The organism is Sphingomonas sp. PP-CE-1G-424 (assembly GCF_004341085.1).
Classification (GTDB): Bacteria; Pseudomonadota; Alphaproteobacteria; order Sphingomonadales; family Sphingomonadaceae; genus Sphingomonas.
In genome coordinates this window covers 611235-624733 of sequence record NZ_SLXW01000001.1, presented here as the reverse complement: position 1 = coordinate 624733, position 13499 = coordinate 611235, and the positions used below count along the sequence as shown (strand labels likewise).

Below are 13499 nucleotides of genomic sequence, written 5' to 3'. Positions count from 1 at the left end.
CGGGTATGCGTATTCTGGGTCTGATGCTGGCGACGAGCATGCCCACGCTGGCGATGGCGCAACAGGTGCCTGCGCCTGACGCGCCCGCATCGACGTCAACGGCTGCGGCGCCGACCGCTGCACAGTCTGCTCCGCCACAATCTGTTGCGCCTCAATCTGTTGCGCCAGCGCCGGCGCCTGCTGCTGCCGAGGCGCAGGCGGCGGAACAGGACGAGGCGGCCGATTCGGAAGAGATCGTCGTCACCGGATCGCGCAAGCCACGCGGGTCGGTGATCGGCGATATTCCGCCCGACCAGACGATCGGCCAGTCCGAAATCCGCTCCTACGGCGTCAGCTCGATCTCCGACCTGTTGAGCGAACTCAGCCCGCAGACGATCAGCGGACGCGGCAGCGGCGGTGCGCCGGTGGTGCTGCTAAACGGCCGCCGCATCTCGAGCTTCTCCGAGATCCGCGACATCCCGACCGAGGCGATCCAGCGCGTCGAGATCCTGCCCGAGGAAGTCGCGCTCAAATACGGCTATCGCGCCGATCAGAAGGTGGTGAACTTCGTCCTGCGCCGTCGCTTCCGCGCGGTCACAGTCGAGGGCGTCGACACGATGCCGACCGAGGGGGGCAGCAACTCGCCCGACGGCAAGCTCGACCTGCTCAGCATCGCGCGCGATCGCCGGGTCAATCTGCACGCCGAATACACCTCGTCCTCGGCCCTGACCGAAGCCGAGCGCGACATCGTCCCGACCTCGACCGGCACCGGCAGCACCGCGGTAGGTGCCAATGGCGCGGTCGTCGACCCGACCCCCTACCGCACGCTGCAAGGCGCGACGAACACCTTCACCGCGAACAGCGTCTATGCGCGCAACATCTTCGGCAATGTCGGTGCGACGATCAACGCGCGGCTCGAATCGACCGACAGCCGCAGCCTCAACGGCCTCCCGATCGCGAAACTGACGCTCGCCGACGGAACGGTCGTCAATCGTGCGCTCGACGACGCGGGTTTCCTGCCGCTCGCGCAGCGCGTCTCGTCGATCGCGGCGCATCTCGGCACCACGCTCAACGGCGATCTCGGTACGTGGCGCTGGAACGTCACGGGCAATTACGATCGCAGCGATACGCAGACCTTCACCGATACGGGCGTCGATTCGAGCGCATTCCAGGCGCGACTGAACGCGGGCGATCCGACTGCCAACCCGTTCGCCCGGCTGTCGGCGAGCGATATCGGCGCCGCGCCCGGCAATCGTGCCTATGCGACGCAGAACACCGGCGAGATCGACGCGGTGCTCAACGGCACGGTGTTCAACCTGCCCGCGGGGGCCGTCTCGACGACGATCAAGCTCGGCGGCCAGACCGCGGACTTCGACAGCCGCTCCTACCGCGCCGGCCTGGCGCAGCGCGGGCAGGTGTCGCGCGATACCGTCGACGGCCAGGTCAATATCGACGTGCCGATCTCGAGCCGCGGCAAGGATGTGCTGCCGTTCCTCGGGACGTTGTCGGCGAACTTCAATCTGGCGGAGGACCATCTGTCGGACCTCGGGACGCTGACGACGCTCGGCTATGGCGCGAACTGGTCGCCGATCGATGGCGTGCGGCTGATCGCCTCGGTCACCGATACCGACGAGGCACCGACCGCGCAGCAACTCGGCAATCCGTCGATCACGACGCCCAACGTCCGCATCTTCGATTACGTCCGCGGCACCACCGCGACGGTCACGACGATCAGCGGCGGCAATCCGGCGCTGGTCTCGGACAACAACCACGTCCGCAAGCTTGGCCTGACGCTCAAGCCGTGGAGCAAGAAGGACCTCACCTTCACCGCGAACTATGTCTCGAGCCGCGTCGATAATCCGATCGCCGCGTTCCCGAGCGCGACCGCATCGATCGAGGCGGCGTTCCCCGATCGCTTTACCCGCGATGCGAGCGGCAATCTGCTTCAGGTCGATAGTCGTCCGATCAATTTCGCGCGCAGCGAACGCTCCGAATTGCGCTGGGGAATCAATTTCTCCGCGCCGCTCAAATCGAAGATCCAGAGGGAGCTGGAGGCGTACCGTGCCGGCACCGGCCCCAATCCGTTCGAGGGTCTGCAACCCCCCGGCGGCTTTCGTCGACCCGATGGCGCGGGCGGCGACGGCACGCGCGGCGCCGGACCCCGCGAAGGTGGCCGTGGCGGGCCTGGCGGTGGCGGCGGTCCTGGTGGTGGCGGGCCTGGTGGTGGAGGCGGCCGTTTCGGTGGCGGCGGGCGCGGGCAGGCGGGCGGGCGACTGCAATTCGCGTTGTACCACACCTGGCATTTCACCGACCGGGTGCTGGTCGCCGATGGCGGCCCGAGCCTGAACCTGCTCAACGGCGATGCGATCGGCAGCAGCGGCGGCCAGTCGCGCCACGAACTCGAGGCGCAGGCCGGCTACAGCAACAACGGCGTCGGCGTCCGGCTGTCGGCGCAATATGCGAGCGGCACGCGCGTCAACGGCGGCACGCTGACCGCACCCGAGACGCTCAACTTCGGCGGCCTTGCGACCGCCAACGCACGGCTGTTCGCGGATCTCGGCCAGCGTCTCGAATGGGTGAAGGTGCATCCGTGGCTGCGCGGCATGCGCGTAAGCCTTGCGGTCACCAATATCCTCAACACCCGCCAGCGCGTCACCGACGCGACCGGCGCGACGCCGAACAGCTATCAGCCGGACTACCTCGATCCGCTAGGCCGCACGGTCAGGCTCAGCATCCGCAAGCTGTTCTTCTAAGCCTCCCTCGCCCCTACGGGGAGAGGGAGGGGCTCGCGCGCGCTTGCGCGTGGGAGGGTGAGGGGCGTGAGGCTCACGACGCGCGTCCCAACCGCCCCTCTCCCTCCCGTCGCAAGCGCTCCTCCTTCCCTCTCCCCGGAGGGGCGAGGGAGATCAGAGCCCCACCTTCGCCGCCAGCCACCGCGCCGCGGCCTCGGGCGTCTGCTTGTCCGCATCGCGGTCGACCTGATAATTCGCCGTCCGCATCGCTTCGACCGGAATCCGCCCGACCAGCGGCGTCAGCGCGGCGAGGAACTTCGCATCGCCAGCCCGCTTCGGCGCCACCATCAGGATCGCGTCGTAGCCGGGAATCGCGTGCCGCGGATCGCTCAGCACGGTCAGCCGATCCGCCGCGATCCGCCCATCGGACGAGAACGCCGAGATCACGTCGACATTCCCGCTTTCCAGCGCGCGGTACATGAAGGTCGGGCTGTACGGCGTCGTCTTGGCGAACCGCAGCGGATAGGCGCGCTTTACCGTCGCCCATTCGGGCCGCTCGAGAAACTCCAGGTCGCTGCCCAGCGTCATCGTCGGCGCCGCCTTGACCAGATCGTCGAGGCTGGCGACGCCCTTGGCCTTGGCCGCATCCGACTTCATCGCGAACGCATAGGCATTCTCGAACCCGAGCGACCCGACCAGGCCGACCCCATGCTCGCGCTTGGCCCAGGCCCCGATCGCCGCGACCATCGGACGACGCTCGGGCACGTCGTGCCGCTTCATCTCGTTCGCCCAGATCGTCCCGGCGTAATCGACATACACATCGATATCCCCGGTCGAGAGCGCCCCGAACACCACCGCCGAGCCCAGCCCGTCGCGATACTCGACGGTGTATCCCGCATGCTCGAGCCGATCGCCGATCAGCCGCGCGAGGATATATTGCTCGGAGAAATTCTTCGCACCGACCACCACCGTCCTGTCGCCGCCGCCCCGCGGCCACAGCGGTGCGGTCGCCACCGCGGTCCCCGCGACCAGCACCGCGGTGCACGCGATCCACAGCCAGCGCCGCCGCGCGCGGATGCCGTATTCGATCCCGCCGATCAGCGCATCGACCGCCAGCGCCAGCGCCGCCGCGGACACGCAGCCAGCGAGCACCAGCGCCCAGTTCTGCGTCTGCAACCCCGCGAAGATCATGTCGCCAAGGCTTGGCTGGCCGACCGTCGTCGACAGCGTCGCGGCGCCGATCGTCCACACCGCCGCGGTGCGGATTCCGGCGATCAGGACCGGTGCGACCAGCGGCGCCTCGACCAGCCGCAGTTTCTGCGCGGGCGTCATCCCGACCGCATCCGCGGCCTGGATCACCGCCGGATCGAGCCCGTGCAGCCCCGCGACCGCGTTGCGCAGGATCGGCAGCAACGCATACAGCGTCAACGCGATCAGCGATGGCAGGAAGCCGAGTGCGGGAATGCCGCCGCCGACGAGCGCGGACAGGCTCAGCAACAGCGGGTAGAACAGCGCGAGCAGGGCGAGGCTCGGGATGGTCTGCACGAGGCTCGCAAACCCGAGCGACGCGCGCGCGACATTGGCGTTGCGCGCCGACCAGATCCCCAGCGGCAAGCTGATCGCGATCCCCAGCAGCAGCGCCGACGCCGACAGCAGGACATGCGCGGCGAGCAGCGGCGGCACGCGGCCGAGCGCATCGAGAAACGCGCTCACGCGACGCCCCCGTTCATGCCAGCGCCTGCAAGCGTTCGGCCTGCGCGCGAGGCACCTGCACCAGCGCCTGCGCGTCGTCGCCACCCTTGCCCGACACCAGCTCGCGCGGGGTCGCGTCGGCGACGATCCGCCCGGCCTTCATCACCAATACGCGGTCCGCGAGCAACAGCGCCTCCGCCATGTCGTGAGTCACCAGGATCGTCGTCAGCCCGAGCCGGTCGTGCAACTCGCGAATTCGCGTCCCCAGCGCATCGCGCGTGACCGGATCGAGCGCACCGAACGCCTCGTCGAGCAATAGCAGCTTGGCCCCCGGCGCGAGCGCGCGCGCGATCCCGACGCGTTGGCGCTGCCCGCCCGACAGCGCGTCGGGCATCCGCCCGGCGATATCGCGCGGCAGGTCGACCAGATCTAGCAGCTCGCCGACCTTGGCCTCGTCGCGTCGTCCCGCGATCCACAGCCCGATCGCGATATTCTCGGCGATCGTCATGTGCGGGAACAGGCCGATATTCTGGAACACGTAACCGATCCGCCGGCGGAGCTCCGGCGCAGGCTCGCCCGCGACGTCGGCACCATCGATCGTCACGCGGCCTTCGCTCGGCTCGACCAGCCGGTTGATCGTCTTGAGCAACGTCGACTTGCCCGATCCCGACGTCCCGACCAGCGCGACGAAGGCGCGGGGAGCGATCTCGAGCGAGACATTATCGACGGCGACCGTCGACCCGTACCGCTTGGTGACGTGTTCGAAAGCGAGCACTGGCAAATTGTCTGGCATCTGCGCGCAGGATGCAGGAAACATACCGGAAAATCAAATGACCAAAAACAATAAGGGGAGCGATGTCATGACGCAGCAGAGCATTTTCATCACCGGCGGTGGATCGGGAATTGGGCGTGCGACTGCGGTGCTGTTCGCGCGGAAGGGCTGGCGGGTCGGGCTCGCCGACGTCAACGTCGCGGGGCTTGCCGAGACCGCGGCATCGCTGCCCGACGGCATGGTGAGCACCTACCGCATGGACGTGCGCGACCGTGACGCGTGGACAGCCTCGCTCGACGCGTTCGTCGCGACCACCGGCGGCCGGCTCGACGTGCTGTTCAACAATGCCGGGGTGGGCTCGGGCGGACCGCTGGCGGAGACCGATTTCGCCGAGATCGACCGGGTGATCGCGATCAACCTGGTCGGCGCGTTGAACGGCGCGCGGATCGGCTATGCCTATCTCAAGCGGACGCCGGGCTCGTGCCTGCTCAACACCGCGTCGGCGTCGGCGATCTACGGCTCGTCGGGGCTCGCGCCATATTCCGCGACCAAGTTCGGCATCCGCGCGATCACCGAGGCGCTCGACGGCGAATGGGCGGCGGACGGCATCAAGGTTCGGTCAATCGTGCCGAGCTTCATCGACACGCCATTGCTCGATTCGGCGGCGGGGAACAGCAACCATTCGATCCGAGAGACGGTGACGGGCGCCGGGCTCGAACTGACTGGAGTCGACAAGGTCGCCGACGCCGCGTGGGAGGCGGTCCACGGCGACAAGGTCCACACCTATGTCGGCAAGACCGCGCACCGCATGGCGTTCGCGGCACGGTGGATGCCGGGCGCACTCCGCAAGCGGATGCGCCGCAGCATGACACGAGGCTGACGGTCCCCCCTCCCTGGAAGGGAGGGGCAGGGGGTGGGTCGGCCCGTTATCGAAACGTCACGCCACCAACCGGCCGACCCACCCCCAACCCCTCCCTTTCAGGGAGGGAAGCAGAAGATACCCGCTAAGGGGCGAGGCAGAAGATTAGGCGTCGCCGACGATCGCGTCGATCGCTTCGGCCATCTCGATATCCCGCGGGCTCAAGCCCCCCGCGTCATGCGTGGTCAGCAGGATTTCCACCCGGTTCCACACGTTCTTCCATTCCGGATGATGGTTCGCGCGCTCGGCGATCAGCGCGACCTGCGTCATGAACCCGAACGCCTCGACGAAATCGGCGAACACGATCGTCCGCGTGATCGCATCGCGCGCATCGTCATAATCCCACTCGTCCAGCCCATCGAGCGCTTCCGCGCGTTCGGTTTCGTTCAGCGCTTCGACCATCCGCGTATCCCTTGCCGCTATCGTTGCCCTCCGCGTATGGCTGCTCGCATGAGCGGGCAAGCGACATTCTACAGCGAAGCACCGGGGGCCGACGCGATCGAGGCGATCGGCCGTGCGACGATCGCCAGGCTGCCCGCGCAGTTCGCCGCGCATCTCGGCGATATCGTCTTCGTGGTCGAGGAGTTCGCCGACGACGAGACGCTGGCTGCGCTGGGGCTCGAGCATCCGCTCGACCTGTCCGGGCTCTATCACGGCCGCCCGCTCGGCGAGAAATCGTCGATGGACTCAGGCACCATGCCCGACCGCATCGTGCTGTACCGCCGCGCGATCCTCGAGGAATGGATCGAGACCGGCGTCCGCCTCGACGACCTCGTGGCGCATGTCACGATCCACGAGATCGGCCATCATTTCGGTCTCAGCGACGACGACATGCACGCGCTGGAAGACTCCGTGCCCGACGATAGCGGTTCATGAGCGCGACCGGGCGGGCGGCATGACGCTCGTCTTCGATGCGGTGGCGTGCGTGCGCGGCGGGCGGCCGCTGTTCGCCGACGTGTCGTTCGCGCTCGAACCGGGCGGTGCGGCGGTCGTCACCGGGCCCAACGGGATCGGCAAGTCGAGTCTGATCCGCATCGCCGCGAGCCTGCTCGCGCCGTCCGAAGGGACGGTGTCATGCGACGCCGGGATCGCGTTGCTGACCGAGGCGAGCGCGCTCGACGTCGACCAGACGCTCGGCGCGGCGCTGCGGTTCTGGGCTACGCTCGACCAGACGCCCGATCCCGCCGGCCGCGTCGCGCGTGCGATCGCCGCGCTCGACCTGACCGCGCTGTCGGACATTCCGGTACGCCTCCTGTCGACGGGCCAGCGCCGTCGTGCCGCGCTGGCGCGGGTCACGGCGAGCGGCGCGCCGGTGTGGTTGCTCGACGAACCCGCCAACGGGCTCGATGCCGAGTCGATCGCACGGCTGCGGGCGTTGCTTGCCGAGCACCGGGCGCAAGGCGGCGTCGCGCTGATCGCGACGCATGTCGCGCTCGACCTGCCGCATGCCACCGAGGTGGCGTTGTGATCGCGCTGATCCGGCGCGATCTGCGCCGCAGCGTGGCGAGCGGCGGCGCGGTCTTGGTGGTCGCGTTCTTCCTGCTGGTGGCGATCCTGTTCCCGCTCGCGATCGGGCCGGACGGTGCGCTGCTGGCGCGGATCGGTGGCGGCGTGATCTGGACCGCGGCGCTGCTGGCGGCGTTGCTGCCGGTCGAGCGGCTGATCGCGCCGGATCTCGACGCGGGCATGTTCGACCAGCTTGCCGTGCGCGGGCTGTCGATGGCCGCGGTCGCGACCGCCAAGACGATCGCGCACTGGCTGAGCTTCGGTCCGCCGCTGATGCTGGCGGCGGTGATCGCCACGGGTCTGTTCGACCTGTCGCTCGATACGCTGATCCGCGTCGAGCTCGGGTTGCTGATCGGGACGCCCGGCCTCGCCGCGCTCGCCGTCGCGACGAGTGCGCTCGTCGCCGGGGTACGCGGCAGCGGCGCAGTGGTCGGGCTGGCGATGCTGCCGCTCGCCGTCCCGCTGTTGATCTTCGGGGCCGGCGCGCTCGATCCCGCGGGCGGGGCCGGCGCGATGAAACTGCTCGCCGCGGTCAGCCTCGTGCTGGTCGCAGGCGCGCCGTTCATCGCCGCCGCCGCCATTCGTGCCGCGCTGGACTAGCGCCGCACGCTGCAGATTAGTTGAGCGTGGTCATTTCCACGGCCTTGCCCTTGCTGGTCGGGTTCGACGCATTGGCTTTCGGCGCCTTTTCGGCCTTGGGCTTGCGGACTTCCTTGTTCGACTTCTTCTGGCTCTTCGCCATGACGACACCTCAGGGAGCGGAACGCCCCGTCGCCATGGTACACGGTTACTTCGTCATGCGCCCGTCTTATCGCGCCCGTCTTATCGCGCCCGTCTTATCGCGCTTGTCCCCGGTCGAGCAGCGCGATCGTCGCCGGATCCTCGGCCCCGCCGAAGAACCGGTCGAGCGCGGCGCGAAACGGCGCCGGATCGTCGGCGACGCGCGCGAACAGCGTCATCGACGAGCGCAGCTTCACGGCATCGATGCCGCCGAGGATCGTCTCGGCCGAACCATGCGCGAGCGTCGCGGTTTCGGTCGCGTCGATCAGCCGCGGTCCGAGCACGGGATGCGCAAGATAGCCGCGTGCCTCGGCCGCCGAGGCGATCGCATAGGTCCGCGCCATCGCGCTGTGGCCGAGCCCGGCGATCTGGGGAAAGACGAACCACATCCAGTGGCTGCGTTTCGCACCTGCGCGCAATTCGGCGAGCGCCTGTGGGTAGACGCCGGCTTGCGCCACGACGAACCGTTCGAGATCCTGTACCATGTGCAGCATGGTGGTCGTCGGAGGCTCCGACCGCAACCGGTTTGCCCGCAAGCGCGTTGGATGCGTAACGAACGAGGACAATGCCATGACGATACCCATCAAGACGGTGATCGCGGTCGCACTTTTCGCGACGCCGCTCCTGCTGGGGGCGTGCGGCAAGAGCGACGATGCGGCGAATGCGCCCGCGCCGAGCGGCTTCACGCCGCCCGAAACGCGCGCACCGACGCCGATCCCGGGGCAGGCGCAGACCACGCCGATCACCGCCTATGTCGGCAAATACCCGCACGACGCGGTCGACGGCGTCGGGTTCTTCGACCGTACCGAGGTCGCGACCGGGCTGGTCGAAGCGGTCGGCGATGCCAAGCTGCGCGAGACGATCCGCGGCCGGACGGGTCCCGAGACGCCGATCTTTACGATCAAGCGCGCCGGCACCACCGGCGACAGGACGCGGATCGCCGCCTGGGGGTGCGAGGAGCATAATTGCAGCGATCGCAACTGGACCGTGCTCGTCGACCCCAAGGGCGGCAAGACCCAGGTCTGCTATCACGACGCCGACAAGATGGGCGCGAAAAGCGAATGGTATGCGGGCGGCGCGCCCGAGCGGCGCGACGACACCTGTCCTTCGGAGGGCTGAACCGATGCTCGAACATATTCCCGCATGGCTGGGTCAGGCGATGAGCGGTCTGCGCGCCGGCGAGGAGAAGCTGGCCGTTTCGCAGGTCTGCGGAGATGTCGGCGACACGCCCGCGTCGATCGACCTGTCCAGCCCGGCGTTCGCGCATGAAAGTCGCCTGCCGCCGCGCTTCACGCTCGACGGCGAGGGCGTGTCGCCGCCGCTCGTCTGGAGCGACCCGCCGGCCGGGACGGCAACGATGGTGCTGATCGTCGAGGACCCCGACGCGCCGGTACCGCAACCGCTGGTCCACGCTATCGTATGGGGTCTCGATGCGGATGCTGGCCGTCTCGCGGAAGGCGCGATCGTCGCCGATGGCGCGGGCGACCCGGCGGGACGCGATGTCGGGCGCAATTCCTATATGCGCGAAGGCTGGCTGCCGCCCGATCCGCCGGGCGGACACGGCGAGCATCGCTATGTCTTCCAGCTGTTCGCGGTCGGTGCAGGTGCGGGCGATCCCGGTGCGACTCCAGGACGGTCTGCGGTGATCGACGCCATCACGGGCCATGTGCTGGCGGCGGGGCTGTTGATCGGGACCTATTCGCGCGATCAGGCGGCGCCGGTCGGACTGATCGGGGAGGGCGCGGTGGCGTGAACGACGTCTCGTTCTGCGCACGCGTCTCGCTGTCGAGGAATAGACGTAATCGCGATCAGGCGATCGGGATGATCGGTGCGGCGGTGGTGATCGCGACGGCGGCGAAGAACAGTGCGCCGACGAACGAGATGGCGATACGCTGAGCGGTTTCGAAACGGAGCGACATGGTGGTTTCCTTCGGTTTTTCGGGGAGCCGGACCATCCGGCCCCCGATACCGAGAGCTTTGCACGCACCGTGCCAGTTTCTTAAGTCGTTGTGCCGGCTAGGGTTTCTCTAGAGCGGTCCGTGCCGTTGGGAAATCGCACCAGATCGCGTGCGCAAAACACGCCATTTTACGGGATCAGGCGGCACAGATCCGATCGCGGCCCTGTTCTTTCGCCGTGTAAAGCAGGCGGTCGGCGCGCGAGAACGCGATTCCCGACGTTTCTTCGATATGGATCGCGGTGATGCCCGCCGAAAAGGTGATGCTTCCCAGCGGGGCGTCGGTCTCACGGTTGCGGTATCGCTTCGCCGCCACCGTCGCGCGAACACGATCGAGCAACTTGGCCGCATCCGACAGGGTTTTGCCCTTGATCAGCAGCGCGAACTCCTCGCCGCCGTGGCGGACCACCAGATGCGGTGCGCATTCGCTCGACAACGCCTGTCCGATCGCGATGAGGACGCGGTCGCCGACGCCGTGCCCGTGGAGGTCGTTGACGCCCTTGAACCGGTCGATGTCGCACACCGCCAGGCAATAGGGTCCGGCATCGAGGTCGCGCTCGGCGAACGCCTCCTCGAACGCGCGGCGGTTGGGCAGGCCGGTCAGCATATCGCGCCGGGCGATGTCGTGCGCCTCGACCAGCTTGGTGCGCAGGATATCGGCTTCGGCGGTGGCGGCGGCGAGTCGCACTTCGCTGTCGTGGATCCGACCGATCATCATGCTGGTGATCTGCGTGATCTCGTCGATCTCGGCGATCTGCTTGATCGCGGCGGCGCTCTTGGCGAGATCGCGGCCGAAGCCCCGCGTTTCGTCCTGCATCGTCCGCATGATCTGCGTGAAGTCTTCGACGTGGTGCTGCGTTTCGACGACCAGCGAAATCGCGCTGTCGACGCCGGTTTCCGCGGCGACTTCCGACGCCTGGCCGGAGGCAGGACGGTGCGCCGCCGGGGCGCCGGCGACGACCTGGCCGCCGAGTCGTTCGATATCGTTGCGGCTAAGGCGAACCCCGCCATCGGTCAGCCGGGCGACCGCGATCGCCAGCGGCTGGTCGGGCGCCGACAGAACGGCATGCGCGAAATGGTAATGCGCGGGGTCGGGGCTCAGGCGATGCTCGTCAAGGAACCTGCCGATACGCTCGTACAGCGAGTTTCTTGGGTCTGCCCCCGATACCGGCTTGGCCGCTTGCGCGTCCCCCATGACTTCCTCCGCATCCCCACCAAAGGCATAGACCCGAAAGCGTTAGCATATTGTCACCAGAACGGCAGCTATTTGCCGGTCAGCTTTTCCACTGCCGCCAACGTCGTCGCGACATGCTCGGCGGGGTTCATGTCGTCATGCACGAACGCGACCCGACCGTCCTTGGCGATGACGTAGCTGGTGCGCTTGGTCACGGCGCGGCCCAGCACTTGCTTGCCGAGTGCGACGTCATAGCCCTTGACCACGTTGGGACCTGCGCTCGCGACCGCGAACTTGCCCGCGCACTTCTCGGCCGAGAACTTGCTGAGCGTCTCGACGTTGTCGGCGGACATGCCGATCACGGTTGCGCCCGCCTTGGTGAACGCGGGGATCGCCTCGGCGAACGCATGTGCCTCGGCGTTGCAGCCGCCGGTATAAGCCGCCGGGAAGAAGTAGAGCACGACCGGGCCCTTTTTCAGCTGCTCGGCGAGATGCACCGTGAACACCTTGCCCGCGATCGCCCCGCGAGTCGTGAAGTCGGGCGCCTTGGCACCTGGCGCGAGCGCGGCGAACGCCGGCGTTGCGACGAGCAGGGCGGCGGCAATAGTCGAGACGAGGCGCATGGACGATACTCCGGTTGGATTGCAACGACCTACGCGCACGCGGATGATCCGTCCATTGCTCGCGACGGCTGCGGCCGATAGGCAGGGGTCATGCCAGTCACCCAAGCCGATATCGATCTCGCGCACCGCCTCGCGGATGCAGCGGGCAACGTCATCCGACCGTATTTCCGCCATGAGCACGGCGTCGAGATCAAGGACGACCAATCCCCCGTCACGCGCGCCGACCGCGAGGCCGAATCGGCGATGCGCCGGCTGCTCGACGCCGAGCGCTCAGGCGACGGCATCGTCGGCGAGGAGTTTGGCGAGAAGCCGGGCGTCACCAACCGCAAATGGGTGCTCGATCCGATCGACGGCACGCGCAGCTTCACGGTCGGCCGTGCGATCTTCGGCACGTTGATCGCGCTGGTCGAGGATGGCTGGCCGGTGCTCGGGATCATCGACCAGCCGGTCCAGCGCGAACGTTGGGTCGGCGTCGCGGGCCGCCCGACGACGCTCAACGGCGTCCCCGTTCGCACGCGCACCTGTCGCGAACTGGCAGGCTCGACGATCGCCACCACCAGCCCGCACCTCTTCGACGAGGTCGACGTCCCGCATTATTTGGCCCTCGTCGCCGCGATTTCGGGCGGCAACCCGCGGCAGGGGCCTGTCTATGGCGGCGACTGCTACAATTACGGCCTGCTCGCGAGCGGGCATCTCGATGTCGTGTGCGAGTCGGGGCTCAAGATCTACGACTTCGCCGCGCTGGTGCCGGTGGTCGAAGGCGCCGGCGGCATAATGTGCGACTGGAACGGCGACCCCCTGACCGCGGCGAGCGAAGGCCATGTCCTAGCGATCGGCGACCCCGCGCGGATGGACGACGTGCTGGAAGCGATGCACCGGGTGCGCGATGACGGGCACGATCACGCCGGTCACGATCACGGATAAGAATGCCCCTCCCGCCTGCGGGAGGGGATAGGGGAGGGCGGCATCGCAAAGCGCAACGCCCCCACATCACCACCCCCCTTCCGTCATCCCGGCGGATGCCGGGACCCACAGACACGGCACGTTGGTCGTCTGAGCCGACCCTACCATGGGCCCCGGCGTCCGCCGGGGTGACGGGGCGGGTGTGGTGAGAGACGATGGTCTTGCGGTGATCGTGACCCAACCCAAGCACCGCGCGCTATTGAAACGGGCGGCCTTTATCGGCCTTCTGCGTCTCCACCGCCATGCCTACTCACTCCCCTATCCGTCATCCCGGCGGACGCCGGGACCTACGGACACGACACGTTAGCCGTCTGAGCCAACCCTACCATGAGCCCCGGCGTCCGCCGGGGTGACGGGGCGGGTGTGGTGAGAGACGATGGTCTTGCGGTGATCGCAACCCAACC

At 68.0% G+C, this 13499-nt stretch carries 15 protein-coding genes; 8 read left to right on the top strand and 7 right to left on the bottom strand.

The annotated features are described in order from the left end of the window. Positions 1-5 precede the first annotated feature (5 nt). Positions 6-2732 carry a TonB-dependent receptor plug domain-containing protein gene (locus C8J43_RS02850; protein WP_133029638.1) on the top strand — a complete coding sequence of 909 codons (2727 nt, stop codon included), beginning with the start codon at positions 6-8 and terminating at the stop codon, positions 2730-2732. A gap of 153 nt (positions 2733-2885) precedes the next feature. Here C8J43_RS02850 and C8J43_RS02845 read toward each other — a convergent pair whose 3' ends face one another. Next, positions 2886-4424 carry an ABC transporter permease/substrate-binding protein gene (locus tag C8J43_RS02845; RefSeq protein ID WP_133029637.1) on the bottom strand — a complete coding sequence of 513 codons (1539 nt, stop codon included), beginning with the start codon at positions 4422-4424 and terminating at the stop codon, positions 2886-2888. A gap of 13 nt (positions 4425-4437) precedes the next feature. Further along, positions 4438-5196 (bottom strand): ABC transporter ATP-binding protein, encoded by a 759-nt coding sequence (locus C8J43_RS02840; protein ID WP_133029636.1) that lies wholly within the window; start codon positions 5194-5196, stop codon positions 4438-4440. 67 nt (positions 5197-5263) lie between these two features. On the opposite strand from C8J43_RS02840, the gene C8J43_RS02835 reads away from it, so the two are divergent. After that, the gene (locus C8J43_RS02835; protein ID WP_133030017.1) at positions 5264-6055 is read left to right on the top strand and encodes an SDR family oxidoreductase; all 792 of its coding nucleotides are present in this window, start codon (positions 5264-5266) and stop codon (positions 6053-6055) included. Positions 6056-6199: 144 nt separating this feature from the next. Here the strand turns inward: C8J43_RS02835 and C8J43_RS02830 are convergent, their stop codons facing one another. Then, a complete protein-coding gene (locus tag C8J43_RS02830; RefSeq protein WP_056054351.1) occupies positions 6200-6496 on the bottom strand; it encodes a 4a-hydroxytetrahydrobiopterin dehydratase in 297 nt (98 codons plus the stop codon). A gap of 48 nt (positions 6497-6544) precedes the next feature. Here C8J43_RS02830 and C8J43_RS02825 point away from each other — a divergent pair, with 48 nt between their 5' ends. The 3 genes from C8J43_RS02825 to C8J43_RS02815 are packed head-to-tail and all read left to right on the top strand — an operon-like array spanning position 6545 to position 8200. Next, positions 6545-6970, top strand: coding sequence for a metallopeptidase family protein (locus C8J43_RS02825; protein ID WP_243645377.1), 426 nt, complete (start codon positions 6545-6547; stop codon positions 6968-6970). 19 nt (positions 6971-6989) lie between these two features. Further along, the gene (ccmA, locus tag C8J43_RS02820) at positions 6990-7562 is read left to right on the top strand and encodes a heme ABC exporter ATP-binding protein CcmA (protein WP_133029634.1); all 573 of its coding nucleotides are present in this window, start codon (positions 6990-6992) and stop codon (positions 7560-7562) included. After that, entirely contained in the window at positions 7559-8200 is a 642-nt protein-coding gene (locus C8J43_RS02815; RefSeq protein WP_133029633.1) for a heme exporter protein CcmB, read from the top strand. The genes ccmA and C8J43_RS02815 overlap by 4 nt, the downstream gene beginning before the upstream one ends. A gap of 16 nt (positions 8201-8216) precedes the next feature. On the opposite strand, the gene C8J43_RS22520 is transcribed toward C8J43_RS02815, so the two are convergent. Both C8J43_RS22520 and C8J43_RS02810 read right to left on the bottom strand, forming a co-directional pair. Further along, the gene (locus C8J43_RS22520; protein WP_259466878.1) at positions 8217-8342 is read right to left on the bottom strand and encodes a hypothetical protein; all 126 of its coding nucleotides are present in this window, start codon (positions 8340-8342) and stop codon (positions 8217-8219) included. A 94-nt stretch (positions 8343-8436) separates the two neighbouring features. Beyond that, entirely contained in the window at positions 8437-8865 is a 429-nt protein-coding gene (locus C8J43_RS02810) for a DUF1810 domain-containing protein (protein WP_165899548.1), read from the bottom strand. An 85-nt stretch (positions 8866-8950) separates the two neighbouring features. Here C8J43_RS02810 and C8J43_RS02805 point away from each other — a divergent pair, with 85 nt between their 5' ends. Then, positions 8951-9499: a hypothetical protein gene (locus C8J43_RS02805; RefSeq protein WP_133029632.1), complete on the top strand. Its 549-nt coding sequence runs from the start codon at positions 8951-8953 to the stop codon at positions 9497-9499. A gap of 4 nt (positions 9500-9503) precedes the next feature. Further along, entirely contained in the window at positions 9504-10133 is a 630-nt protein-coding gene (locus C8J43_RS02800; RefSeq protein WP_133029631.1) for a YbhB/YbcL family Raf kinase inhibitor-like protein, read from the top strand. 341 nt (positions 10134-10474) lie between these two features. Here the strand turns inward: C8J43_RS02800 and C8J43_RS02795 are convergent, their stop codons facing one another. Then, on the bottom strand, positions 10475-11530 hold the full coding sequence (locus C8J43_RS02795; protein WP_133029630.1) for a GGDEF domain-containing protein: 1056 nt from the start codon (positions 11528-11530) through the stop codon (positions 10475-10477). A gap of 68 nt (positions 11531-11598) precedes the next feature. Further along, on the bottom strand, positions 11599-12132 hold the full coding sequence (locus tag C8J43_RS02790; protein WP_133029629.1) for a peroxiredoxin: 534 nt from the start codon (positions 12130-12132) through the stop codon (positions 11599-11601). 90 nt (positions 12133-12222) lie between these two features. Here C8J43_RS02790 and C8J43_RS02785 point away from each other — a divergent pair, with 90 nt between their 5' ends. Then, positions 12223-13056: an inositol monophosphatase family protein gene (locus C8J43_RS02785; protein ID WP_133029628.1), complete on the top strand. Its 834-nt coding sequence runs from the start codon at positions 12223-12225 to the stop codon at positions 13054-13056. The last annotated feature ends 443 nt before the right edge of the window (positions 13057-13499 follow it).

Coding starts and splice junctions, on each gene's coding strand:
- C8J43_RS02790 (WP_133029629.1), bottom strand. CDS start 12,132: ATGCGCCTCGTCTCGACTATTGCCGCCGCCCTGCTCGTCGCAACGCCG.
- C8J43_RS02835 (WP_133030017.1), top strand. CDS start 5,264: ATGACGCAGCAGAGCATTTTCATCACCGGCGGTGGATCGGGAATTGGG.
- C8J43_RS02840 (WP_133029636.1), bottom strand. CDS start 5,196: ATGCCAGACAATTTGCCAGTGCTCGCTTTCGAACACGTCACCAAGCGG.
- C8J43_RS02800 (WP_133029631.1), top strand. CDS start 9,504: ATGCTCGAACATATTCCCGCATGGCTGGGTCAGGCGATGAGCGGTCTG.
- C8J43_RS02830 (WP_056054351.1), bottom strand. CDS start 6,496: ATGGTCGAAGCGCTGAACGAAACCGAACGCGCGGAAGCGCTCGATGGG.
- C8J43_RS02810 (WP_165899548.1), bottom strand. CDS start 8,865: ATGGTACAGGATCTCGAACGGTTCGTCGTGGCGCAAGCCGGCGTCTAC.
- C8J43_RS02795 (WP_133029630.1), bottom strand. CDS start 11,530: ATGGGGGACGCGCAAGCGGCCAAGCCGGTATCGGGGGCAGACCCAAGA.
- C8J43_RS02785 (WP_133029628.1), top strand. CDS start 12,223: ATGCCAGTCACCCAAGCCGATATCGATCTCGCGCACCGCCTCGCGGAT.
- C8J43_RS02825 (WP_243645377.1), top strand. CDS start 6,545: ATGAGCGGGCAAGCGACATTCTACAGCGAAGCACCGGGGGCCGACGCG.
- ccmA (WP_133029634.1), top strand. CDS start 6,990: ATGACGCTCGTCTTCGATGCGGTGGCGTGCGTGCGCGGCGGGCGGCCG.
- C8J43_RS22520 (WP_259466878.1), bottom strand. CDS start 8,342: ATGGCGAAGAGCCAGAAGAAGTCGAACAAGGAAGTCCGCAAGCCCAAG.
- C8J43_RS02850 (WP_133029638.1), top strand. CDS start 6: ATGCGTATTCTGGGTCTGATGCTGGCGACGAGCATGCCCACGCTGGCG.
- C8J43_RS02805 (WP_133029632.1), top strand. CDS start 8,951: ATGACGATACCCATCAAGACGGTGATCGCGGTCGCACTTTTCGCGACG.